The sequence below is a fragment of the Agrobacterium tumefaciens genome (assembly GCF_005221385.1).
Lineage (GTDB): Bacteria > Pseudomonadota > Alphaproteobacteria > Rhizobiales > Rhizobiaceae > Agrobacterium > Agrobacterium tomkonis.
This window is the reverse complement of record NZ_CP039903.1, coordinates 1003444-1025378: the sequence shown is the minus strand read 5'-3', so window position 1 is coordinate 1025378 and position 21935 is coordinate 1003444. Positions and strand designations below refer to the sequence as shown.

Here is a 21935-nt window from a genome sequence, read left to right as displayed (position 1 = left end):
GCCTCGCCGGACACGGGTTTTTTACGCTTCTCGAATTCAATTCAGGCCATGACGACAATTGCCCTCGGCTTCCTGATCTATATTGCCTTCAATTTTTTCGTTTTTCTCGTCTACTGGTGGGACAAGGAGGCGGCGAGAAATGGCGGCTGGCGCATTCGCGAGAGCACATTGTTGTGGCTCGCCTTCCTGGGCGGCAGCATCGGTGCGATTTCGGCTCAGCACCTCCTGCGGCATAAAACGCGCAAGGAACCGTTCCGCAGCATCCTGCCAGCGATCGTGATCGTGCACGCCGGCCTCATCACATCCGTGATCATCATGCCAAACTGGCCGATGCGGCTGGTAACCCTTGCTCAGAACTCCGTGCCGTAAACACCGCTCTCGATCTCGACAAGCTGCTTTTGCAGACCGACCGACTGCACATCGCGATCGAGCTTCGGCGCGTAGGAAACGGAGAGCCAGCGGACGCTATAGCCATGGTGGCGGAAAAAAGCGACGGCCGGTTCGTTCTGGGCATGGGTTTCAAGTCGGATGGTTTCGAAGCCCTTGTCCACTATCAGCCGTTCAATATCAGCGAGCAGGAGACTGCCGACCCGCCGGCGCTGAAAATCCGGATCGATCCAGAAATCTGAAATCGTCTCGTCGAAATGTTCCCGCGCCGCCCATCCGGCAACCGAGCCACCGGACTCCGCTACCCGGATGGCCAGCCATGAGGAGCGGGTGAAATTGGAAAAGGCACTTGCCGCGTTGTCATAAAGCGTCGCGGTGATGCCGAGTGCGGCGGTTGCCTGCCGCCAGGCCCTGAGGCCGATGGCCGCCAAGGCCTCCGCTTCCTGCTCAAGCGCATTGCGAATGACGATCAAGCCGCGCCCTCCATGGCCGCAAGAAGTAAAGCACCGGCCGCGTGATTCGGCCAGCGCAGCTTTAAGGGCGGTGTCCATCTGCACAACCGTAAAAATTGGCAACGGATGCGAACAACACGCCGGACTTGACCGCCATGGCCTGGCCCGCTAACGAAAAAGCGCAAGTCAGGAGTTTTTATGTTCGCTCAATCGGAGTCCCGGTAACGGCCCTGCCCGCAAGTTTCTTGCGCGCCGGGCCATGCTGAAACCGAGCCGGATGCCTTAACGGCACCCGGGTTTGCTTTCACGCGTCTATATGACGCCGACCGGACTTCCAAAAATGGACATTTCCCGCGCCGAACAGCGCATTCTTCACCTGCTCGCCCAGGGCGACAGAATTGAACTCGTTCGAGACGATACCCGCAAAATCGAAAAAATTGCGCTCTATACGCGCGATGGCTGGATTTTCAGCGGCCTCGATCTCCTCACCTTCCGCAAACTGAAACGGAAGAGAGCAATCGCCTCTTCCGGCGGCAAACCTTACCGTATCACCACGCGCGGGCTGGAACTCGTGCGGGGTGAGCTGGACAATCGATAAAAAGAGACGGGCGGCACTTTGATGCCGCCCGTCGGATTTCTCATTCGCTTGTCAGGCCTCTCACCACCACTTGGCGGGGGTGAACTTGCCTGCGGCCTGCTCGATGGCATGTGCCGTCTTGAACAGCGTCTCTTCTTCGAAAGGCTTGCCGATGAGCTGCAGGCCGAGCGGCAGGCCCTTGCCGTCAAGGCCGGCCGGAACCGAAAGGCCCGGAAGTCCGGCCATGTTGACGGTGATGGTGAAGACGTCTTGCAGATACATCTTCACCGGATCGGAGGCGAGTTCTTCGTCACCCACAGCGAAAGCGGAAGATGGTGTGATCGGCGCCAGAATGGCGTCGACACCCTCATGGAAGACATTTTCGAAATCGCGCTTGATGAGGGTGCGGACCTTCTGCGCCTTCAGGTAATAGGCGTCGTAATATCCGGCCGACAGCACGTAGGTGCCGACCATGATGCGGCGCTGCACTTCCTTGCCGAAACCGGCGGCGCGGCTCTTTTCGTACATGTCGGCAATGTCCTTGCCGTCGACACGCAGGCCGTAGCGCACGCCGTCATAACGGGCAAGGTTGGACGACGCCTCTGCCGGCGCGACGATGTAATAGGCGGGAAGCGCGTATTTGGTGTGTGGCAGCGAGATATCGACCACCTCGGCACCGGCATCGCGAAGCCACTCGACGCCCTTGGCCCAGAGCTTTTCGATCTCTTCCGGCATGCCGTCGACGCGATACTCCTTCGGAATACCGATCTTCAGGCCCTTGAGCGACTGGCCAATGGCCTTTTCGTAATCCGGCACCGGCAGGTCGACGGAGGTGGTGTCTTTCGCATCCACACTTGCCATGGTCTTCAACAGGATTGCGGCGTCACGCACGTCACGGGCGATCGGGCCTGCCTGATCCAGCGAAGAGGCATAAGCGACGATGCCGAAGCGTGAGCAGCGGCCATAGGTCGGCTTGATGCCGACGGTGCCGGTGAAGGCCGCCGGCTGGCGGATGGAGCCGCCGGTGTCGGTTGCCGTGGCACCGGCGCAGAGATGCGCGGCAACGGCTGCGGCTGAACCGCCCGAAGAGCCGCCGGGCACCAGCTTCTGGTCGGAACCATTGGCGCGCCACGGGTTGATGGCCGGTCCGTACCAGGAGCTTTCATTGGACGAACCCATGGCGAATTCGTCCATGTTGAGCTTGCCGAGCATGACGGCGCCCTGATCCCAGAGGTTCTGGGTGACGGTGGATTCATATTTCGGCTTGAAGCCATCAAGAACATGCGAACACGCCTGCGTGTGCACGTCGCGGGTGGCGAAAAGGTCCTTCACACCAAGCGGAACGCCCTCCAGCTCGCCAGCCTTGCCGGCGGCGATGCGTTCATCAGAGGCTTTCGCCATCTCGCGCGCCTTTTCAGGCGTCAGGGCGACATAGGCGTTCAGTGCGCCGTTGGCCGCATCGATGGCGGAAAGATAGGCGTCGGTCAGCTCCAGGGCGGAAAATTCTTTGCCCTTCAGCTTTTCGCGGGCTTCGGCAATGGTAAGGCTCGTCAGGTCGGTCATGGTCGGCAACGGCTTTCGAAAATCTCGGAAAAATCAGGCGGCAAACGGCGGTCGCTTATTCGACCACTTTCGGGACCATGAAGAAGTCCCGGTCGGTCGCAGGCGCATTGGCGACGATGTCTTCCGCCTTGTTGCCGTCGGTCACCACGTCGGCGCGCTTCTTCATGTCCACCGGGGTCACTGACGTCATCGGCTCGACGCCATCGACATTCACCTCCGAAAGTTGCTCCACGAAACCGAGTATGCCGTTCAGCTGCCCGAGCATATTCTGTGCTTCTTCTTCGTTGACAGCGATACGGGCAAGGCGCGCAACGCGCTTTACGGTGGCGAGATCGACGGACATGGTTCTACTCCGGTCAGAATTTTCCTACCCGCTATAATCACCATGTCCGCCATTCGCAACGGTAGAAAACATGTCGCGTCAAACTGTGTGGCGGTTTTGCAGTCGCGACATGTGCAGGCAAAATGTCAGAAGGACAGCGTATCACCTGCCTTAGGCGTGTGAACACGGGCTTCAGAGCCTTCCATGCCGGCCACGAATTTCTCCGGCGTCTGGTCGATGATCGGGAAGGAACCGTAGTGGCAGGGAAGCACGTTCTGGAACTTGAAGAAGCGCTGGCAGGCAAGTGCAGCCACCGCCCCGCCCATGGTGAAGCGGTCACCGATCGGCACGAGGCCGATATCCGGCTGGTGCAGTTCATTGATGAGTTTCATGTCGGAGAAGATATCGGTGTCACCCATGTGATAGACGGCCGGGCCATCCTCGAAATGCAGCATCAGGCCATTGGCGTTGCCGAGCGAATGGGAGACGCCATCTTCGGTGATCTGGGCGGAGGAATGCAGCGCATTGGTGAAGGTGACCGAAAAACCATCGAAATGCACCGTGCCGCCGGTATTGCCCATATCGACCTTCGCGACACCCTTTGCGGAAAGCCAGGCGGCAAGATCAGCATTCGCCAGCACAGTCGCGCCCGTCTCACGGGCAAGCTGCACGGTATCGCCGACATGGTCGCCATGGCCGTGGGTCAGGAGAATATGGGTGATGCCTTCGGCTGCCGCCTTCCCATCCTGTCCGGCAAAACCGGGATTGCCGGTGAAGAACGGATCGATGAGGATCTTCGCGCTACCGTTTTCGAGGCGGAAGGCGGAATGGCCGAGCCAGGTGATTTTCATGGGAACTTCTCCTTTGTATTGCCGGTGTAGTATGACATAGAGCATTTCCAGTAAAAGTGCGTAGCGGTTTTACGTCTGGAAAATGCGTAAAATCAAAGGTCTAGAGCGGGTCTCACGTTTCCGTTGAAAACGGACGTTTTCTGGAAACAGCCTGAACAACCGCACTACCGATATTTCAGAGAGGCGACAATGGCCGCAGATAATGACGATTACGTGTATGACGAGGCAACCGGCGAATGGCGGCCGGCTTCAGAACTGGCAGCAGAGGCAGCGCGCGCCAATGAAGTGCGCGATGCGGCGGGCAATGTGCTTGAAGATGGCGATTCCGTAACCCTGATCAAGGATTTGAAGGTCAAGGGCACCAGCACTGTCATCAAGCAGGGCACCGTCATCAAGTCCATCCGCCTGACCGATAATCCGGAAGAGATCGATTGCAGGCATGATGCGGTCAAGGGTCTGGTGCTGCGCACTGAATTCGTCCGTAAACGATAAGGGCAGCACACGACATGGCGATACTCACCATCGAGGAATTGGCGGAAACCCTTCAGCCCGCACAGGCGATTGCCGGCCTCGACCTTGGCACGAAGACCATCGGGCTTGCCATGTCGGACCTATCGCGGCGTTTCGCAACGCCGCGTCCCGTCATCAAACGGGTGAAATTCACACGGGATGCCGAAGTGCTGCTGGCCTTCGCCGAAAAGGAGAAGGTATCCGCCTTTGTCATCGGGTTGCCGATGAACATGGACGGTTCGGCCGGACCCCGCGTGCAGGCAACACGCGCCTTTGTGCGCACCATGGGTGAAAAAACCGCCCTGCCGTTTATTTTCTGGGATGAGCGACTTTCAACGGTCGCGGCCGAGCGTGCACTTCTGGAGATGGATGTCTCACGCGCCAAGCGGGCCGAACGCATCGATTCGGCCGCCGCAAGCTTCATCCTTCAAGGCGCGCTGGACAGGCTTTCGGCACTCGCCCGCGCGGTCGACTGACGGCCCGTCCACCAGGCAGCAATCTGCTTCCTCTTGCGGAAAGCGAGGATGGCAAACACGATCAGGCTGTCCACCACAATGGCGCGCGCCACCAACGGCGGCAGGCTTTCCGGCGGCAGGCCGAGAATATTGCCGTAAATCTGGAATACCAGATCATGGGTCTGACGCGTCAGCATGTAAAAGCCGAAGCTCATGTCGTAGTAGGAAAGCCAGTACCAGCTGCCCAGCAATGCGACGGGGCCTGCCCAGAGGATCAGAAACCACTTCATGCCGCCTGCCCCCGCGCAAAAACCGTATCGGGAACGCCGGCAAGCACCGCCCAGCGCACCGCTGCCATCAGGCAGAGGTTCAGCGCCGGCGCGTCGATATCCAACGGCAGCATCACAAAAAACGTCATCATGACGCCCAAAGCTGTCCAGCGGCTCACTTGCGGCTCCCTTATGCGCAGTCATTGCGCATGGTTAACATTTCGTTAACTCACACTGGACCCGCAGCTATGACGACGCAAATGAAAGCTGTCATTATGGTTAACGACGAACGGCCGGCATGTGGAAAACGTGTATCTGCGTGAACGGTCAGACGCCGCGGCGGTTGCCGGTCCGGTAAGAACATGGCTGATTTTTCTTTAATGCCGCGCTTGCGCCGGGATTGCGGTCTCCCCCACCCCGGCAGCGGTTTCAGCCGTAAACGCCACGCACCAGCCTTTTGACGGCCGTGGTGATCTTCTCCCAGTCCCGCTCGGATTTCAGCGGTACACCGGCGAACTGGCCGCTGGTGGCAGCAGAAATGACGAGGTGCTGGATGGCGGCGAACAGCACGGCATTAACGGCGGCGGTATCCACACCCTTGGGAGCCGCCAGCGAACCACGCATGCGCTCCAGCCATTTGCCCAGCGACTTGGCGCGGGCTTCGGCCAGCTGACGGACCTGCGGCGAGCCATCCGACACTTCCCAGGCGATGATCTTGCAGACGAGCGGGTCGCTGCGCAGCGCATCCATGAAATAAAGCGCAAGCTTTTCCATGAGGTCGCCATAGGTCAGAAGGAACATCCCACCGGTGTCTTCAGGGATACGATCTTTCACCCAGGAACCGAGATCCTCGCCGATCGCCTCGATCAAACCGTCAAGGCCGCCGAAATAACGATAGATCAGCTGCTTGTCGCAGCCGGCACGGCGGGCAACCGCATTGATGCCAAAGCCCTGAAAGCCTTCCTCTGCAAGCAGCGACCGCGCGGCGTTGAAGATCGCCTTCTCAGTCGCAGCGCGATCCTTGATGCGCTTTTCCGGTCTGTCGGCTGAAATCGCCTCTGCGGTCGCCAGCATGGTTGTCTTCCCGTTTTCTGAAAGGCCTTCCTCAACGGGTTAACAAAGCATGAAGGGAAGAACAATGTGGCGGAGCGGATGGACAGAAGGTTCTTGTGGATGAGCTGGCCGCCAGACCAAAAATCGACGGCTTTAAATTTTCTGTATTTTCTGTATTATTCAGAAAATACAGATTTGAGGATTTTTCATGAAAAGAAAATCTATTTCCACGGCGGAGTTTATGCGACATTTCGGTCGCTACCATGACGAAGCGCAGAAATCGCCCATTTTGCTGACGAAGCACGGGCGACCTTCGGTCGTGGTGGTGCCGGTCGAACTTTTCGAAAAAATGCTGGGAGGCGACGATCCGCGCAGGTCTTACGCTGCCGGTGAAATGCCTGATGAACTGGCCGCCATGTTCAACAACGAACTGGAGAAAGACTCCGAAGAATATCGGAAATACCGCGATGAGCAGAACAGATAATGTCCAAGTTCAGACGCGGTGATATCGTTTCCTATCCCTATTTGTGGCGATGGCAGTCTGCGGCTAATCCAATGCGTGACCATGGGGAAAAAGATCGCCCGTCTGCATGATCCTGACTCGCTCTGCCTTTGCCCCGTTTCTGGCGGCGGGGGCAGCACGGGTCATTAGAACCTGAATTACTCCAGCGCCATGCCAAACCAGACACTACCAGGCGTTTCGTGGCTCTCCAGACGTTTGAAGCCGCGCGTTTCCCAGAAGCGCATGCCCGCATGGTTGCGTTCGCTGGCTCCGAGATGGATGCCGTAGACGTTGTTCTGTCTGGCCATATCAAGCCAGCGGGACAGAAGCCGGGTGCCGCCGCCCTTGCCTTGCGTGCGCGGCAAGAGGTTCATGTGGATATGGGCCGGAAACGGATCGGTAAGCCAGGTTGGCGTGCGGCGCGGATGGTGGATGAAATGGGCGCGGCGCTCGTCGGCGTCCCATGTCTGCTGGTCGCCGCCGGGATCGGGGTAAAGGGCGCGCAGATGTGGCCACCATTCCCGCTCCAGCCGCTCTTCGTGCAAGGCCGTATCGAGTGCGCCGACGATGTAGCCGCAGACACCCTCCTCGTCCTCGGCCACGAAAACGGCATCGGGCCAAAGATGCAGATAGGGCACGGAATAGATATGCCCGACCATGCGGCCATCATTATAAAGCGGCGTGGCATCCTGCCCGGCATCACCGGTGGCAAGGCTTATGGCGTAAAGCGCGCCTTCGTCCTCAGTTCGGGCGGAGCGAAAGGTCAGCATTGGCAGCCGCCTTCCCTTACCGCGCATCGACACGCGAAAGTGTCACGACAGATCGGAACACGCCTGACGCCATTGCTGTTTTTCAAATCCGAGACCCCTCCCGCCGGGACTGCTAAATCTTCATCCGCATACGTCGATCAGGACGCAGGCGGATAAAGGAGATCGATTATATAGTTCGGATCGAAGCGGGAATCGAGCATGCCGTAAGTGTGCCGCCAGCCACCCGCAAGACGGGTTTCGAGGAAGGCATCGGCGATCTTGCCGGCACCCAGGCGGCAAAGCTCGGCGGCAGCGGCCGCAAGCGCAAACTGCTCCACCAAGAGGCGGGCCGCTCCTTCGTCGCGTTCGGCAAGGGCGATCGCCGCGCGCAGCACGTCGGTGGTCTTCTTGCCGGCTGGCCCGAGGTCCCGTTCCAGCGTCTGGAAGACGAGATCGAACAGGTCCTTGCCCCGCTGGAGAACCCGCAGCACATCCAGCGCCATGACGTTGCCGGAGCCTTCCCAGATGGCATTGACCGGCGCTTCACGATAGTGGCGGGCAATCGGTCGTTCTTCGACATAGCCATTGCCGCCGAGGCACTCCATCGCCTCATAGATGAGGGCGGGCGCAATCTTGCAGCACCAGTATTTCACGATCGGCGTCATCACCCGCGCATAAGCGGCTTCAGCCGGATTGTTGCGGGCCGCATCGAAGGCCGTCGCCAGCCGGAAGGAAAGTGCTGTCGCGGCAGCTACATCCAGCGCCATGTCGGCGAGAACGCGGGTCATGATCGGCTGGCTGACCAGCATCTTGCCGAAGACCGAGCGTCCGCGGGCGAAATGCACGGCTTCGGCGAGCGAGGCACGCATCATGCCTGATGATGCCAGCGCGCAATCGAGACGCGTCAGCGTCACCATGTCGAGAATGGTGCGTATACCGCTTCCGGGATCGCCCAGCAGATAACCGAAGGCATCGGTGAACTCGACTTCGGCTGACGCATTGGAGCGATTGCCGAGTTTGTCCTTGAGGCGCTGGAAATGCAGGCCGTTCTTCGAACCGTCCTCCAGATAACGCGGCACGAGGAAGCAACCCATACCGTCGCCCATCTGGGCCAGCATGACGAAACCGTCGCTCATCGGCGCGGAGAGGAACCACTTATGACCGGACAGGCGGTAGATGCCCTCGCCCACCCGCTCGGCCGTGGTGCGGTTGGCGCGAACATCCGTGCCGCCCTGCTTTTCCGTCATGCCCATGCCGATGGTGACGGCGGTTTTCTGCAGGGCCGGTTTCTGCGCGGAATCATATTTGCGCGACAGGATTTTCGGCATCCACTCCTTCTGCACCCTCGGCGATGTCATGATGGCGGCGACGGAAGCGCTGGTCATGGTCAGCGGGCAGAGATGCCCTGCCTCGAGCTGAGACGTCAGGTAGAATTTCGTCGCGCGGGCCTTGTGTTCATTGCCGCGCGTATCGGGAGAATTTTCCCAGACGCTTGAATGCAGGCCTGACGACATGGAACGGCGCATCAGCGCGTGCCAGGCAGGATGAAACTCCACCTGGTCGAGACGTTCGCCGCGCGGGCCGTGGGTGTGCAGCTGCGGCACGCCCTGATTGGCCATGCGCGCCAGTTCCTGCGCCTCATGCGAGGTGACGTAGCGGCCGAGCTGATCGAACTCGTCCCTCAGGTTACGTGACAGACCAGAGGTGAGGTCGACGATCAGCGGATCGGAACGATAGGCATTGATGCCGGACCAGAGGCTTGGCTGGTTCAGTTCGGCGAGCGATTCTTCTGTCCGGGAATTCTGGGTCATCCGCTGCTTCTAGCTGTTTTGTACTGGAATTGCATAGTGGGGTGATATTGCATAATTCCACCCACAGGAAGCGATTGAGACGATTAAACCCCCGCTTTCAGCATTTTTCAGGCGTAACCTGATTTAGTTATCCGACCTAGAGAATGCCAAACACGTTTCCGGCAAGACCGAGCAATAGCAGGAAGCCGGAGGCGGTGCCGCGCAGCCGAAAGTTTTCGGCTGAGTCTCCGATGACGAGCAGGCGCTCTTGAGGAAACACGGCATTCTCCGACGCCGGGTCACGACGGAACCACTGTTTGCGCAGTTCCCTCGTCTGTCGAGACTGGGGAAACATTGCCGTGTTTTCATTTCCGGGGTTGCGGGCGCTTGCCCCGTGACCATGCAGTCTCTATAGAGCGCAAGACCGAATTCCGCGGCGCTCCTGAGGCGTGTTTACGGCGAATGGCAGCGCACGGATCAGCATTCGGGCGTTCCGGGCATTTTCACGGGAAAATGCGACGCCCGTCAGGAGGCAAACCGCATGGTCTTCTTCCCCCATCGCCATCTCCTTGGCATCAAGGGGCTTTCCCATCAGGATATCACCCTGCTTCTCGACAAGGCCGACGAGGCGGTGAAAATCAGCCGCCAGCGCGAGAAAAAGACCTCGACGCTCCGCGGCCTGACACAGATCAACCTGTTCTTCGAAGCCTCGACGCGCACGCAATCCTCCTTCGAGCTGGCCGGAAAGCGCCTCGGCGCGGACGTGATGAACATGTCGGTCGGCAATTCCTCGGTGAAGAAGGGCGAAACGCTGATCGATACGGCGATGACGCTGAACGCCATGCGCCCGGATGTGCTTGTCGTGCGCCACTCTTCCGCCGGTGCAGCCGCCCTTCTCGCGCAGAAGGTTGCCTGCTCCGTCGTCAATGCCGGCGACGGCCAGCACGAGCACCCGACGCAGGCGCTGCTCGACGCGCTGACCATCCGCCGCGCCAAGGGCGAACTATCAGGTATCACGGTGGCGATCTGCGGTGATGTGCTGCATTCGCGCGTTGCGCGCTCCAACATCATCCTGCTCAACCAGATGGGCGCGCGCGTTCGCGTCGTCGCCCCCGCCACGCTTCTTCCCTCCGGCATTCGCGACATGAGCGTGGAAGTCTTCCACGACATGAAGGAAGGGCTGAAGAATGCCGATGTGGTGATGATGCTGCGCCTGCAGCGCGAGCGCATGTCCGGCTCCTTCGTGCCTTCGGTGCGCGAATATTTCCATTATTACGGTCTGGATGCGGAAAAGCTGAAGGCGGCGAAGGAAGATGCGCTGGTCATGCATCCCGGCCCGATGAACCGTGGCGTGGAAATCGCCTCCGAAGTGGCCGACGGTCCGCAGAGCGTGATTGAAAGTCAGGTGGAAATGGGGGTTGCCGTGCGCATGGCCGTAATGGAAACCCTGCTTGTCTCGCAAAATCAGGGTGAGCGCGTATGAGTGCCGTGACCGTTCTCAAAAACCTCCGCATTGTCGATCCCTCCCGTGATCTCGACGAGACCGGCAGCGTGATCATCGGTGCGGACGGCACCATTCTGGCGGCAGGCAAGGACGCTCACAATCAGGGCGCTCCCGAAGGGGCGACGGTGCGTGACTGCAAGGGTCTGCTGGCCGTTCCCGGTCTGGTGGATGCCCGCGTCTTCGTCGGCGAACCCGGAGGCGAGCATCGCGAAACGATCGAGTCCGCCTCACGCGCGGCAGCGGCCGGCGGCGTTACCAGCATCATCGTCATGCCGGATACAGACCCTGTTATCGATGATATCGCGCTGGTCGAATATGTGAAGAAGACGGCGCGCGACAAGGCGCTCGTCAATGTCCATCCGGCAGCGGCCTTGACCAAGGACCTCAACGGCGAGGAAATGACCGAATTCGGCATGCTGAAGGAAGCCGGCGCGGTTGCCTTCACCAATGGTCGCAAGGCGCTTTCCGACACGCTGGTGCTGCGCCGCGCCATGACCTATGCGCGCGAACTGGGTGCTGTCATCGCGCTTGAGACCCGTGACAAATATATCGGCGGCGGTGACATGAATGAGGGGCTTTTCGCGAGCTGGCTCGGTCTGTCGGGCGTTCCCAAGGAAGCCGAAATCATTCCGCTGGAGCGCGACCTGCGCATTGCCGGGCTGACGCAGGCGATCTACCACGCCGCCAAGATTTCCGTGCCGGAATCGGCAGAGGCGATCCGCCTTGCCCGGCAGCGGGGCGTCAAAGCTACCTGCGGCATCTCAATCAATCACCTGACGCTCAACGAGAACGATATCGGCGAATACCGCACCTTCTTCAAGCTTTCCCCACCGCTGCGCGCCGAAGACGACCGCAAGGCCATGGTGGACGCGCTGAAGGACGGCACCATCGATATCATTGTCTCCTCCCACGACCCGCAGGATGTCGACACCAAGCGCCTGCCGTTTTCGGATGCGGCAAGCGGCGCGGTGGGGCTGGAAACCATGCTGGCGGCGGCCCTGCGTCTCCACCACAGCGGCGAAGTTCCGCTGATGCGGCTTATTGATGCGCTTTCCACCCGCCCGGCGAAGATATTCGGTCTCGACGCCGGAACGCTTAAAGTCGGTGCGAAAGCCGATATCACCCTGATCGATCTTGACGAGCCATGGCTGGTTGCGCGCGACCAGCTGGTGTCGAAATCCAAGAATACGCCGTTCGAAGATGCCCGTTTCAGCGGCCGCGCTGTCGCCACTTATGTGGCTGGCAAAGCCGTTCATTCCTTGGCATAAGATCACCAACAGAGATCACGCTGACGGCGCGACAGAGGGGACGTTTGAATGAGTGCTTTGACTGACTGGCAGACGGCGCCTGCCCTGCTCGCGCTTTCGGCGCTGATCGGCTATCTGTTCGGTTCCATCCCCTTCGGCCTCATTCTCACCCGCATGGCGGGGCTGGGCGACGTGCGCAAGATCGGTTCGGGCAATATTGGCGCGACCAACGTGCTGCGCACCGGCAACAAGAAACTTGCCGCAGCCACCCTGCTGCTCGACGCGCTGAAGGGCACGGCGGCGGTGCTGGTCGCCAATGCGCTGTGGGGTTACGAAGCCTCGCTGGTGGCTGGTTTCTTCGCCTTTCTTGGCCATCTGTTTCCGGTGTGGCTCGGCTTCAAGGGCGGCAAGGGCGTGGCCGTCTATATCGGCGTGCTTCTCGGCGCCGCACCGCTGATGATGCTGGCCTTCGCGCTGATCTGGCTCGCAACTGCCTTCATCACCCGCTACTCCTCGCTGTCGGCCCTGCTGGCCATGCTGATCATTCCTGTAGCGCTCTGGGTGCTTGGACCTGAAAAGACGGCGTTGCTGGTAACGCTGCTGAGCGTGATTTCATGGTGGAAACACCGCGAGAATATCGCGCGCCTGCTGGCGGGCACCGAAAGCAGGATCGGTCAAAAGGGCTGAACCCCATCTTGAGGATACGCCATGCCGCATGAGGAAACGACACGGCAGGGCATAGAGCTTTCCGCGAGGCAGCGGGTCGCCTGGCTGCGGTTGATCCGCAGCGACAATATCGGCCCCGTTACCTTTCGCGAACTCATCAATCATTTCGGCAGCGCTGAAAAGGCGCTGGATGCCCTGCCGGAGCTTTCGCGGCGTGGCGGCTCCTCACGCAGCCCACGCATCGCCACGCAGGCAGAGGCGGAAGGCGAAATCGAAACGGCTGAAAGATTCGGCGCCCGGTTTGTCGGCATCGGCGAGCCGGATTACCCACCTGCCCTGCGACAGCTGGATGGCGCTCCGCCGCTGATCGCGATGAAGGGATCGGCAACCGCCGCAACAAGAGCCTGCGTCGGCATCGTCGGCTCGCGCAACGCCTCCATCAACGGCGCGAAATTCGCCGCGATGCTGGCACGCGATTGCGGCCGGGCCGGTTATACGATCGCTTCTGGCCTTGCACGCGGCATCGATGCGGCAGCGCACCGGGCAAGCCTTGCAAGCGGCACGGTGGCGATGCTGGCGGGTGGTCTCGACCGACCCTACCCGCAGGAAAATTTCGGGCTTTTGCAGGATATCTATGATCAAGGCGGCGCGACGATCAGCGAAATGCCCTTCGGATGGGAACCGCGCGCCCGGGATTTTCCCCGCCGCAACCGGCTGATTGCCGGCGTCTCGCTTGGCGTTGTCATCGTGGAGGCGGCAGAGCGTTCCGGTTCGCTGATTACGGCCCGGCTTGCCGGTGAAGCGGGTCGGCTGGTTTTCGCCGTACCCGGCTCCCCGCTCGACCCGCGCTGCGAAGGGACCAACCGGCTGATCAAGGAAGGCGCGATGTTGACCACGGGCGCGGAGGACATTCTCGAAGCACTGCGACCACTCATGGAGCCGCAATTGCCCTATGACCGAAAGATCGAGGAACCGCGATCGGAAGAAGAAATGTCACCACCCGGAGACGACGAGCGCAGCATCATTGCCGCCGCACTCGGCCCTTCGCCCGTCGAAACAGACGACATCATCCGCCACACGGATTTTTCCGCCGCCACCGTTCATATGGTGCTTTTGGAACTCGATATCGCCGGCCGACTAAACCGGCATGCCGGGGGACGGGTTTCGCTCCTCGCGGATTGACAGCTTGCGCCGCCCGCTCTGGATATCGCCGACTTCGACATAGGCCATCTCGATCAGATAACACAGCATATCGGCGCCCTCACGGTTCGCGACCTGCCGCAGCTCCGCCAGCATCTGGCGAATGTATGCCAAGTTCTCTCTGGTCCCTTCGTTGTCGGCATTATTGTTTGTTGCGTTCGGGACCATATATTTATCCTGGGAATTTCGTCTGAAACGAAGAGCAATAAAGTAGATTCAAATCATGTTGGTCATCATAACCAATTTACCAAAGATTGCAATACAACAATAGATTATCCATAGGTTGCAATAACCCGGAAGCGATAAAATCGGGCTTGCCTCTTGACCCGCGGGCATTACCTGTCCATGTCGAATTATAAAGAAGCCTTGTTGCGGCCTTCCTCCGTGATCCGGCTATGTTAACGGACCAGTTCCAGAGAAAAACAATATGAATGTCGTTGTCGTAGAATCTCCTGCCAAAGCCAAGACGATCAACAAGTATCTTGGTTCGGGCTACAAGGTTCTTGCATCCTTTGGCCACGTCAGAGACCTTCCTGCCAAGGACGGATCGGTGCTGCCCGATCAGGATTTCGAAATGTCCTGGGAGGTTGATAGCGCATCCGCCAAGCGCATGAAGGATATTGCCGACGCGGTAAAAGACTCTGACGGCCTCATTCTCGCAACCGACCCGGATCGCGAAGGTGAAGCCATTTCCTGGCACGTTCTCGATCTTTTGAAGAAGAAGCGCGTTCTCGGCGACAAGCCGGTGAAGCGCGTGGTCTTCAACGCCATCACCAAAAAGGCCGTGCTGGACGCCATGGCGAACCCGCGCGACATCGACGTGCCGCTGGTAGATGCCTATCTCGCCCGCCGTGCACTCGATTATCTCGTCGGCTTCAACCTGTCGCCGGTGCTGTGGCGCAAGCTGCCGGGCGCGCGCTCGGCCGGCCGCGTGCAGTCGGTTGCGCTGCGTCTCGTCTGCGACCGCGAGTCCGAGATCGAACGCTTCATCTCCGAGGAATACTGGAACATCAGCGCGCTTTTGAAGACACCGCGCGGTGACGAGTTCGAAGCCAAGCTGGTTTCGGCCGACGGCAAGCGGCTGCAAAGCCGCGGGATCAAGACCGGCGAAGATGCAAACCGGCTGAAGGTGCTGCTGGAAGGCGCGACCTATGTTGTCGACACGGTCGAGGCAAAGCCCGTCAAGCGTAATCCCGGCCCGCCCTTCACCACCTCGACGCTGCAACAGGCCGCGTCTTCGCGCATGGGCTTTGGCGCTTCTCGGACGATGCAGGTGGCGCAGAAGCTTTATGAAGGTATCGACATCGGCGGCGAGACCGTTGGTCTGATCACCTATATGCGTACCGACGGTGTGCAGATGGCCCCGGAAGCAATCGATGCTGCCCGCAGCGCCATCGGCGAGCAGTTTGGCGACCGCTACGTGCCGGAAAAGGCGCGTTTCTACTCCACCAAGGCCAAGAACGCTCAGGAAGCGCACGAGGCGATCCGCCCGACCGATTTCAACCGCACGCCGGATCAGGTGAAACGTTATCTCGATGCCGATCAGCTGCGTCTTTACGACCTGATCTGGAAGCGCGGTATCGCCAGCCAAATGGCGTCCGCCGAAATCGAGCGGACCACTGTGGAAATTCTGGCGGACAAGAACGGGGAACAGGCCGGGCTTCGCGCTGTCGGATCGGTGATCCGTTTTGACGGTTTCATCGCCGCCTATACCGACCAGAAGGAAGATGGCGAGCAGAGCGACGACGGTGACGATGAAGGCCGTCTGCCGCAGATCAATGCGCGCGAAAATCTCGCCAAGCAGAAGATCAATGCCAGCCAGCACTTTACCGAGCCGCCACCGCGCTATTCGGAAGCCTCGCTCATCAAGAAGATGGAAGAACTCGGCATCGGCCGCCCCTCCACCTATGCGGCAACGCTGAAGACGCTGAGCGACCGTGAATATATCATCGTCGACAAGCGCAAGCTGATTCCGCATTCGCGCGGACGGCTGGTGACGGCTTTCCTCGAAAGCTTCTTTTCCAAATATGTCGAATATGACTTCACAGCCGCGCTGGAAGAAAAGCTCGACCGTATTTCCGCGGGCGAACTGGACTGGAAGCAGGTGCTGCGCGATTTCTGGAAGGATTTCTTCGCGCAGATCGAAGATACCAAGGAATTGCGCGTCACCAACGTGCTGGATGCGCTGAATGAGGTTCTGGCGCCGCTGGTCTTCCCCAAGCGCGAGGATGGTTCGGATCCGCGCATCTGTCAGGTTTGCGGCACCGGCAATCTTTCGCTGAAGCTCGGCAAATACGGCGCTTTCGTCGGTTGCTCCAACTATCCGGAATGCAACTACACCCGCCAGCTCACCTCCGACGGTTCGGAAGCCGAAGCTGCGGCCTCGAACGAGCCGAAGGCTCTCGGCGCCGATCCGATGACTGGTGAAGAGCTGACGTTGCGGTCGGGCCGTTTCGGACCCTATATCCAGCGCGGCGACGGCAAGGAGGCCAAGCGTTCCTCCCTGCCCAAGGGCTGGAAGCCGGAGGATATCGACCATGAAAAGGCGCTGGCGCTCATCAACCTGCCGCGCGATATTGGCAAACATCCGGAAACCGGCAAGATGATATCTGCCGGACTTGGCCGCTATGGGCCGTTCCTTTTGCATGACGGTTCCTATGCGAACCTCGAAAGCATCGAGGATGTGTTCTCGATCGGCCTCAACCGGGCCGTCACCGTCATTGCCGAAAAGCAGGCCAAGGGGCCGGGACGCGGCCGCAGCGGCACGCCGGCGGCGCTGAAGGAACTGGGCGACCATCCCGATGGCGGCGCGATCACTGTGCGCGACGGACGTTATGGCGCGTACGTCAACTGGGGCAAGGTCAACGCCACCATTCCGAAGGGTCAGGACCCGGTTTCGGTGACGCTGGACGAGGCACTGGTGCTCATCGCCGAGCGCATCGCCAAGACCGGCACCGGCGGCAAGCCCGCCAAGGCCAAGAAGCCTGCCGCCAAGAAGGCCGATGGCGCCGCCACTGCCAAACCGAAGGCGACGAAAGCCAAGGCCACAACCAAGAGCAAAGCGGCCGCCAAGCCGAAGGCAGCGGCCAAACCCAAGAAGGCAGCAGAGTGAGCAAGGCGCCGCGTCAGAGACAGGGTTCCGCCAGCGACGGTTTCGGACGCACCGGGCGCGGCAAACGGGTGAGTGAAGGTGAAGGCATCATCCATGGCGAGGTGCCTTCCCGCGAAGTGCTGCTGAAATTCATCGCGGACCATCCGCAGCAGGCTTCCAAGCGTGAAATCGCCAAGGCTTTCGGGCTGAAGGGTGAAAACCGTATCGTTCTGAAAGCGCTGCTGAAGGAACTTGAAGTCGATGGCATGGTGCACAAGAGCCGTAAGTCGCTGACGCGGCCGGGCGGTCTGCCACCTGTGACGGTTCTCGACATCACCACCCGCGACAAGGACGGCGAATTGATCGGCCGACCGGCGGAATGGCCGGAGGATATGGGTGCTGCACCTGCCGTGCTGATCCGCCAGTCTTCGCAGGATCGCGGCAAGAAGGCCCCGGCAGCCGGTCTCGGTGACCGTATTCTGGCAAAAATCTTCCCCTCGAAAGACAGCGTCGGCCCGGCATATACGGCCCGCGTCGTAAAACTGATTGATCGTCGCCAGAACGCGCTGCTCGGCGTGTTCAAGCAGACGGAAGGCGGCGGCGGACGGCTGATGCCGATCGACCGGCGCGGCGAAGAAATGGTGATCGACCCTGATGGCGTCGGCGATGCCAGGGACGGCGACCTGATCGAGGTGGAAACCTCGCGCAACAGCGGCCGTTACGGCCTGACGCGGGCCAAGGTTCTCTCCGTCGTCGGCTCGGTCGCCTCGGAAAAGGCGATCTCGATGATCGCCATCCATTCCCATGGTATTCCGCATATTTTCCCGCCGAATGTGCTGGCTGAAGCGGATGCCGCCAAACCCGCGACCATGTCGCACCGCGAGGACTGGCGCGACCTGCCGCTCATCACCATCGATCCGGCCGACGCCAAGGACCATGACGATGCGGTCTATGCCGAACCGGACCCCTCGCCCGACAATCCGGATGGTGTCATCGTCACAGTCGCCATCGCCGATGTCTCCTGGTATGTGCGATCAGGCGCTCCGCTCGACCGCGAGGCTTTGAAGCGCGGCAACTCGGTCTATTTCCCTGATCGTGTCGTGCCGATGCTGCCGGAGCGTATCTCCAACGATCTCTGCTCGCTCAAGGAAGGCGTCGACCGTCCCGCGCTTGCGGTGCGGATGACCTTCTCCAAGGAAGGCCGCAAGGCGGGCCATACTTTCCATCGCATCATGATGAAGAGTGCTGCCAAGCTGTCCTACCAACAGGCGCAGGCTGCGATCGACGGCAAGCCCGACGACAAGACCGGGACGCTGCTGGAGCCGATCCTGAAGCCATTGTGGCACGCATACGAAGTAATGAAGCGTGGCCGCGACCGCCGCCAGCCGCTGGAACTCGACATGCCCGAGCGCAAGATTCAGCTCAGGCCCGACGGCACGGTGGACAAGGTCGTCATTCCCGAACGCCTCGATGCGCACAAGCTGATCGAGGAAATGATGATCCAGGCGAATGTCGCCGCCGCCGAGACGCTGGAAAAGAAAAAGCAGCCGCTGGTCTATCGCGTACACGACGCACCGACGCTCTCCAAGCAGGAGGTGCTGCGCGAATTCCTCGGCACCATCGGCATTTCCATGGCCAAGGGCGTGGCCATGCGCGCCAATTCCTTCAATGGCATTCTGGCGCGCGCCCTTGATACGCCGCATCAGATCATGGTCAATGAAATGGTGCTGCGCAGCCAGAGCCAGGCGATCTACAGCCCCGAGAATATCGGCCATTTCGGCCTCAACCTGATGAAATACGCGCATTTCACCTCGCCGATCCGCCGGTATGCCGATCTGATCGTGCATCGGGCGCTGGTGGGGTCGCTGGGACTCGGCGAAGGCGGCATCACCCCACAGGAAGAGGCGACGCTCGACGATATCGCCGCCGAAATCTCGACCTTCGAGCGGCGTGCCATGGCGGCCGAGCGCGACACCATCAACCGGCTGATCGCACATCATTTGTCCGAACGGGTGGGTGAAGAATTCGACGGCCGCGTCTCCGGTGTCACCAAGGCGGGACTATTTGTCGCGCTGCCGCAGTTTGGCGCTGATGGCTTTGTTCCTATATCTACACTCGGAACCGACTATTTCCTCTATGATGAAGCCCATCAGGCTCTGACGGGGGAAAAGACCGGTCTCGGTTACCAGCTTGGCGACACGGTTCAGGTACGGCTTGCGGAAGCAGTGCCTCTGGCGGGCGCGCTGCGTTTCGAAATGCTGAGCCCCGGGCGCAAGATGCCGGTCGGCTCGCGGTCGTTCCACAAGGCGGGCCGGCGGACATCGCGTCCCGGCACCAGGCCGGGAACGAGGCCGCCCAGAGGACGACGTTAACAACACCGCGGCAGGCGGTTGAAAGAACGGAAGAAGGACTTAAGGATGAGTGCACATCAGGGCTCGGAAACGGTCACCTTCGGAGACAACAGCGCGGAGCGGCCGCTTGGCCGTTCGATCATGCGCGGCATGGCGAACCGCTGCCCGGCCTGCGGCGGTGGCCGCCTGTTTCGTGCCTTTCTGAAGCCGGTGGACAATTGCGCCGCCTGCGGCGCGGAAATGCACCACCACCGGTCCGACGACCTGCCGCCTTATATTTCCATCGTCATTATCGGCCATATCGCCGTTGGCGGCTTCATGATGACGGATATGGTGTTCTCTGTTCCCATGTGGGTGCATTTCGCCATCTGGGTGCCGATTACCATTCTGGCTGCGCTCCTGACGCTGCAACCGATCAAGGGCGGCGTCATTGGCCTGCAATGGGCTCTGCGCATGCATGGCTTTGACGGAAAGCAGCCGACAGTGCAGATAGACGGCTCCTCCCACTGACGACAGGCGGCGACGTGCGCGTGACCGAACCCCGCAAGAGTGCCGAGGTTGCGAGCCCGCCCCTGCGGCCGCGGGATGCCGCCTCCATCATTCTGCTCGACCGTTCCGGCCCGACAATCCGCGTATTGATGGGCCAGCGCAGCCATGCCCATGTCTTCATGCCCGGCGCTTACGTCTTTCCCGGCGGCAAACGTGATCCACGCGACCACGCGCTTCCCTTTTCCGGCGACCTGCACCCCGCGGTCCTCGACCGCCTCACCGCCTCGGCCTCGCGCCGCCTGAGCGTTGCAGGCGCCAGGGCGCTGGCGCTTGCCGCTGCGCGCGAGCTTGTCGAGGAAACCGGCGTGGATATGGGGCTGGATGCTGATGGTCCGGACCTTTCCTGTTTCCGCTATGTGGCACGCGCCATCACCCCGCCCGGCAATATCAGGCGCTACGACACACGATTCTTTTGCTGTTATGCCGACGAATTGCGGCTGGATACCCGGCTAATCCGGGATTCCGAAGAATTGCATGATGTGCAATGGCTTGACATGACAGGCCTTTCCGGTCTGAACATGCCGAAAATCACGCGCACGGTTCTCGAAGATGTCACAAAATTCATGATAGGTGATCCGTCATTGCCCTTTGAAAGCCCCGCGCGGCTCTATGTCACGCGCCACGGCCGCTTCATTCGAGAGTTTGTATAAAGGCCGTCATGTCACAAATGAAATGCGAAGCGGACGCCATTCACTGGCCCTCACTGATCGCTGCGATTTCCGCCATCAGTGCGGTCGGTGTCGCCATCGGTCTTGGCCTGCCGCTCCTGTCGATCATCCTTGAAAAGCGTGGCATCTCCTCCACCATGATCGGGGTGAATTCGGCGATGGCCGGCGTCGCGGCGATGATGGCCGCCCCCCTGACCTCCAAGATCGCCCATGATTTCGGCGTGGCGCGAACCATGCTGTTTGCGGTGGTTATTTCAGCGGTGAGCGCGTTCGGCTTTTATTTCGCCGACGCCTTCTGGATGTGGTTTCCACTGCGAATCGTTTTCCACGGCGCCACCACGACGCTGTTCATCCTGTCCGAATACTGGATCAACATGACCGCACCGCCGAAAAAACGCGGCATGGTGCTCGGCATCTACGCCACCGGCCTTGCGGTCGGCTTTGCGGTCGGCCCGCTGCTGTTTTCCGTGGTCGGCAGCGAGGGCATCCTGCCGTTTATCGTCGGAGCGGCGATCATCCTTCTGGCCGCGATCCCGATCTTCATGGCGCGCGGTGAAAGTCCGGAGCTGGACGAGCGGCCCAACCACCATTTCGCCCGTTATGTCTGGCTGGTGCCGATGGCGTCGGCGGCGGCTTTCGTGTTCGGTTCGGTGCAGGCCGGTGGCCTGTCGCTCTTTCCCATCTATGCCACGCGTGAAGGCTTCAACGAATCGCAGGCCGCACTGCTGCTGACCGTGATGGGCATTGGCAACATGGTCTTCCAGATACCGATCGGCCTGTTGTCGGACCGCATGAAGGATCGGCGCACCATGCTGGCGCTGATGGCCTTTGCGGGCGTTTGCGGCACGCTGGCGCTGCCCCTGCTGGTGGACAGCTGGATCCTCGTGGCGGCCCTCCTGCTGTTCTGGGGGGGCCTCGTCTCCGGCATGTATACCGTCGGCCTCACTCACCTTGGATCACGGCTAAAGGGCGCGGATCTGGTCTCCGCCAATGCCGCCTTTATCTTCTGTTACGCCATGGGTACGATTGCAGGACCGCAGGCCGTCGGCATTTCCATGGATGTCGCGGGCACTGACGGTTTCGCCTGGGCGCTTGCCGTATTTTTCGGGCTTTACGTGGTGCTTTATGGGTTCCGTTTTGTTTTCCGGGCAAAACAGACTTGACTTTTCAGGCGCGATA

25 protein-coding genes are annotated in these 21935 nt (G+C 60.4%); 14 read left to right on the top strand and 11 right to left on the bottom strand.

The genetic code is table 11. The annotated features are described in order from the left end of the window. The first annotated feature begins 48 nt into the window (after positions 1–48). Complete coding sequence (locus CFBP6623_RS05155; protein ID WP_046800373.1) at positions 49–369, top strand: DUF1294 domain-containing protein; 321 nt, start codon at positions 49–51, stop codon at positions 367–369. On the opposite strand, the gene CFBP6623_RS05150 is transcribed toward CFBP6623_RS05155, so the two are convergent. After that, entirely contained in the window at positions 351–860 is a 510-nt protein-coding gene (locus CFBP6623_RS05150) for a GNAT family N-acetyltransferase (protein ID WP_046800278.1), read from the bottom strand. The genes CFBP6623_RS05155 and CFBP6623_RS05150 overlap by 19 nt on opposite strands. 319 nt (positions 861–1179) lie before the next feature. On the opposite strand from CFBP6623_RS05150, the gene CFBP6623_RS05145 reads away from it, so the two are divergent. Continuing rightward, on the top strand, positions 1180–1437 hold the full coding sequence (locus tag CFBP6623_RS05145; protein ID WP_080842643.1) for a YjhX family toxin: 258 nt from the start codon (positions 1180–1182) through the stop codon (positions 1435–1437). 60 nt (positions 1438–1497) lie between these two features. Here CFBP6623_RS05145 and gatA read toward each other — a convergent pair whose 3' ends face one another. From gatA to CFBP6623_RS05130, 3 genes are all read right to left on the bottom strand, one after another. Further along, on the bottom strand, positions 1498–2979 hold the full coding sequence (gatA, locus tag CFBP6623_RS05140; protein ID WP_046800279.1) for an Asp-tRNA(Asn)/Glu-tRNA(Gln) amidotransferase subunit GatA: 1482 nt from the start codon (positions 2977–2979) through the stop codon (positions 1498–1500). 55 nt (positions 2980–3034) lie between these two features. After that, on the bottom strand, positions 3035–3322 hold the full coding sequence (gene gatC, locus CFBP6623_RS05135) for an Asp-tRNA(Asn)/Glu-tRNA(Gln) amidotransferase subunit GatC (protein ID WP_045015982.1): 288 nt from the start codon (positions 3320–3322) through the stop codon (positions 3035–3037). Between the two features lie 125 nt (positions 3323–3447). Further along, positions 3448–4152: a metal-dependent hydrolase gene (locus CFBP6623_RS05130; RefSeq protein ID WP_046800280.1), complete on the bottom strand. Its 705-nt coding sequence runs from the start codon at positions 4150–4152 to the stop codon at positions 3448–3450. Positions 4153–4341: 189 nt separating this feature from the next. Here CFBP6623_RS05130 and CFBP6623_RS05125 point away from each other — a divergent pair, with 189 nt between their 5' ends. Beyond that, the gene (locus CFBP6623_RS05125; RefSeq protein WP_046800281.1) at positions 4342–4644 is read left to right on the top strand and encodes an alkylphosphonate utilization protein; all 303 of its coding nucleotides are present in this window, start codon (positions 4342–4344) and stop codon (positions 4642–4644) included. A 14-nt stretch (positions 4645–4658) separates the two neighbouring features. Next, on the top strand, positions 4659–5138 hold the full coding sequence (gene ruvX / locus CFBP6623_RS05120) for a Holliday junction resolvase RuvX (protein WP_046800282.1): 480 nt from the start codon (positions 4659–4661) through the stop codon (positions 5136–5138). Here the strand turns inward: ruvX and CFBP6623_RS05115 are convergent. The 3 genes from CFBP6623_RS05115 to CFBP6623_RS05110 all read right to left on the bottom strand — a co-directional run bounded on the left by CFBP6623_RS05115 (position 5090) and on the right by CFBP6623_RS05110 (position 6460). Further along, complete coding sequence (locus CFBP6623_RS05115; protein ID WP_046800283.1) at positions 5090–5407, bottom strand: DUF6105 family protein; 318 nt, start codon at positions 5405–5407, stop codon at positions 5090–5092. The genes ruvX and CFBP6623_RS05115 overlap by 49 nt on opposite strands. Next, the gene (locus CFBP6623_RS26700) at positions 5404–5565 is read right to left on the bottom strand and encodes a hypothetical protein (protein WP_156393988.1); all 162 of its coding nucleotides are present in this window, start codon (positions 5563–5565) and stop codon (positions 5404–5406) included. Before CFBP6623_RS26700 ends, CFBP6623_RS05115 begins: the two co-directional genes overlap by 4 nt. Positions 5566–5815: 250 nt before the next feature. After that, on the bottom strand, positions 5816–6460 hold the full coding sequence (locus tag CFBP6623_RS05110; protein ID WP_046800284.1) for a TetR/AcrR family transcriptional regulator: 645 nt from the start codon (positions 6458–6460) through the stop codon (positions 5816–5818). A 187-nt stretch (positions 6461–6647) separates the two neighbouring features. Between CFBP6623_RS05110 and CFBP6623_RS05105 the strand changes: the two genes are divergently transcribed. Then, positions 6648–6923, top strand: a complete 276-nt coding sequence (locus CFBP6623_RS05105) for a type II toxin-antitoxin system prevent-host-death family antitoxin (RefSeq protein ID WP_046800285.1) — start codon at positions 6648–6650, stop codon at positions 6921–6923. Positions 6924–7099: 176 nt separating this feature from the next. Here CFBP6623_RS05105 and CFBP6623_RS05100 read toward each other — a convergent pair whose 3' ends face one another. The 3 genes from CFBP6623_RS05100 to CFBP6623_RS27190 form a co-directional block, all read right to left on the bottom strand. Beyond that, positions 7100–7711: a GNAT family N-acetyltransferase gene (locus CFBP6623_RS05100; protein ID WP_046800286.1), complete on the bottom strand. Its 612-nt coding sequence runs from the start codon at positions 7709–7711 to the stop codon at positions 7100–7102. Between the two features lie 137 nt (positions 7712–7848). Continuing rightward, entirely contained in the window at positions 7849–9501 is a 1653-nt protein-coding gene (locus CFBP6623_RS05095) for an acyl-CoA dehydrogenase family protein (RefSeq protein ID WP_046800287.1), read from the bottom strand. A 136-nt stretch (positions 9502–9637) separates the two neighbouring features. Beyond that, a complete protein-coding gene (locus CFBP6623_RS27190) occupies positions 9638–9760 on the bottom strand; it encodes a hypothetical protein (protein WP_263647295.1) in 123 nt (40 codons plus the stop codon). A 261-nt stretch (positions 9761–10021) separates the two neighbouring features. Between CFBP6623_RS27190 and CFBP6623_RS05090 the strand changes: the two genes are divergently transcribed. From CFBP6623_RS05090 to dprA, 4 genes are read left to right on the top strand one after another with little or no spacing between them, the layout of a single operon-like run. Beyond that, positions 10022–10963 (top strand): aspartate carbamoyltransferase catalytic subunit, encoded by a 942-nt coding sequence (locus CFBP6623_RS05090; protein WP_003502441.1) that lies wholly within the window; start codon positions 10022–10024, stop codon positions 10961–10963. Further along, positions 10960–12252 (top strand): dihydroorotase, encoded by a 1293-nt coding sequence (locus CFBP6623_RS05085; protein ID WP_046800289.1) that lies wholly within the window; start codon positions 10960–10962, stop codon positions 12250–12252. The genes CFBP6623_RS05090 and CFBP6623_RS05085 overlap by 4 nt, the downstream gene beginning before the upstream one ends. Positions 12253–12300: 48 nt before the next feature. Further along, the gene (gene plsY, locus CFBP6623_RS05080) at positions 12301–12918 is read left to right on the top strand and encodes a glycerol-3-phosphate 1-O-acyltransferase PlsY (RefSeq protein WP_046800290.1); all 618 of its coding nucleotides are present in this window, start codon (positions 12301–12303) and stop codon (positions 12916–12918) included. A 21-nt stretch (positions 12919–12939) separates the two neighbouring features. Next, a complete protein-coding gene (gene dprA / locus CFBP6623_RS05075) occupies positions 12940–14079 on the top strand; it encodes a DNA-processing protein DprA (RefSeq protein WP_046800291.1) in 1140 nt (379 codons plus the stop codon). On the opposite strand, the gene CFBP6623_RS05070 is transcribed toward dprA, so the two are convergent. Further along, positions 14035–14265 (bottom strand): hypothetical protein, encoded by a 231-nt coding sequence (locus tag CFBP6623_RS05070; RefSeq protein WP_046800292.1) that lies wholly within the window; start codon positions 14263–14265, stop codon positions 14035–14037. The two genes, dprA and CFBP6623_RS05070, sit on opposite strands and share 45 nt — an antisense overlap. 259 nt (positions 14266–14524) lie before the next feature. Here CFBP6623_RS05070 and topA point away from each other — a divergent pair, with 259 nt between their 5' ends. Genes topA through CFBP6623_RS05045 form a run of 5 tightly spaced genes read left to right on the top strand, consistent with a single transcriptional unit; the run spans position 14525 to position 21919 of the window. Beyond that, the gene (gene topA, locus CFBP6623_RS05065) at positions 14525–17209 is read left to right on the top strand and encodes a type I DNA topoisomerase (protein WP_046800293.1); all 2685 of its coding nucleotides are present in this window, start codon (positions 14525–14527) and stop codon (positions 17207–17209) included. Beyond that, positions 17206–19560 (top strand): ribonuclease R, encoded by a 2355-nt coding sequence (rnr, locus tag CFBP6623_RS05060; protein WP_046800294.1) that lies wholly within the window; start codon positions 17206–17208, stop codon positions 19558–19560. The genes topA and rnr overlap by 4 nt, the downstream gene beginning before the upstream one ends. A gap of 45 nt (positions 19561–19605) precedes the next feature. Continuing rightward, a complete protein-coding gene (locus tag CFBP6623_RS05055; protein WP_046800295.1) occupies positions 19606–20049 on the top strand; it encodes a DUF983 domain-containing protein in 444 nt (147 codons plus the stop codon). Positions 20050–20069: 20 nt separating this feature from the next. After that, on the top strand, positions 20070–20738 hold the full coding sequence (locus tag CFBP6623_RS05050) for an NUDIX hydrolase (protein ID WP_046800375.1): 669 nt from the start codon (positions 20070–20072) through the stop codon (positions 20736–20738). A 17-nt stretch (positions 20739–20755) separates the two neighbouring features. Beyond that, positions 20756–21919: an MFS transporter gene (locus CFBP6623_RS05045; protein WP_162249009.1), complete on the top strand. Its 1164-nt coding sequence runs from the start codon at positions 20756–20758 to the stop codon at positions 21917–21919. Positions 21920–21935 lie beyond the last annotated feature (16 nt).

Excerpts from the sequence above, each read along its gene's own strand:
- CFBP6623_RS05155 (WP_046800373.1), top strand. The coding sequence starts at position 49 with ATGACGACAATTGCCCTCGGCTTCCTGATCTATATTGCCTTCAATTTT.
- CFBP6623_RS05145 (WP_080842643.1), top strand. The coding sequence starts at position 1,180 with ATGGACATTTCCCGCGCCGAACAGCGCATTCTTCACCTGCTCGCCCAG.
- gatA (WP_046800279.1), bottom strand. The coding sequence starts at position 2,979 with ATGACCGACCTGACGAGCCTTACCATTGCCGAAGCCCGCGAAAAGCTG.
- gatC (WP_045015982.1), bottom strand. The coding sequence starts at position 3,322 with ATGTCCGTCGATCTCGCCACCGTAAAGCGCGTTGCGCGCCTTGCCCGT.
- CFBP6623_RS05130 (WP_046800280.1), bottom strand. The coding sequence starts at position 4,152 with ATGAAAATCACCTGGCTCGGCCATTCCGCCTTCCGCCTCGAAAACGGT.
- CFBP6623_RS05125 (WP_046800281.1), top strand. The coding sequence starts at position 4,342 with ATGGCCGCAGATAATGACGATTACGTGTATGACGAGGCAACCGGCGAA.
- ruvX (WP_046800282.1), top strand. The coding sequence starts at position 4,659 with ATGGCGATACTCACCATCGAGGAATTGGCGGAAACCCTTCAGCCCGCA.
- CFBP6623_RS05115 (WP_046800283.1), bottom strand. The coding sequence starts at position 5,407 with ATGAAGTGGTTTCTGATCCTCTGGGCAGGCCCCGTCGCATTGCTGGGC.
- CFBP6623_RS05110 (WP_046800284.1), bottom strand. The coding sequence starts at position 6,460 with ATGCTGGCGACCGCAGAGGCGATTTCAGCCGACAGACCGGAAAAGCGC.
- CFBP6623_RS05105 (WP_046800285.1), top strand. The coding sequence starts at position 6,648 with ATGAAAAGAAAATCTATTTCCACGGCGGAGTTTATGCGACATTTCGGT.
- CFBP6623_RS05100 (WP_046800286.1), bottom strand. The coding sequence starts at position 7,711 with ATGCTGACCTTTCGCTCCGCCCGAACTGAGGACGAAGGCGCGCTTTAC.
- CFBP6623_RS05095 (WP_046800287.1), bottom strand. The coding sequence starts at position 9,501 with ATGACCCAGAATTCCCGGACAGAAGAATCGCTCGCCGAACTGAACCAG.
- CFBP6623_RS05090 (WP_003502441.1), top strand. The coding sequence starts at position 10,022 with ATGGTCTTCTTCCCCCATCGCCATCTCCTTGGCATCAAGGGGCTTTCC.
- CFBP6623_RS05085 (WP_046800289.1), top strand. The coding sequence starts at position 10,960 with ATGAGTGCCGTGACCGTTCTCAAAAACCTCCGCATTGTCGATCCCTCC.
- plsY (WP_046800290.1), top strand. The coding sequence starts at position 12,301 with ATGAGTGCTTTGACTGACTGGCAGACGGCGCCTGCCCTGCTCGCGCTT.
- dprA (WP_046800291.1), top strand. The coding sequence starts at position 12,940 with ATGCCGCATGAGGAAACGACACGGCAGGGCATAGAGCTTTCCGCGAGG.
- CFBP6623_RS05070 (WP_046800292.1), bottom strand. The coding sequence starts at position 14,265 with ATGGTCCCGAACGCAACAAACAATAATGCCGACAACGAAGGGACCAGA.
- topA (WP_046800293.1), top strand. The coding sequence starts at position 14,525 with ATGAATGTCGTTGTCGTAGAATCTCCTGCCAAAGCCAAGACGATCAAC.
- CFBP6623_RS05055 (WP_046800295.1), top strand. The coding sequence starts at position 19,606 with ATGAGTGCACATCAGGGCTCGGAAACGGTCACCTTCGGAGACAACAGC.
- CFBP6623_RS05045 (WP_162249009.1), top strand. The coding sequence starts at position 20,756 with ATGAAATGCGAAGCGGACGCCATTCACTGGCCCTCACTGATCGCTGCG.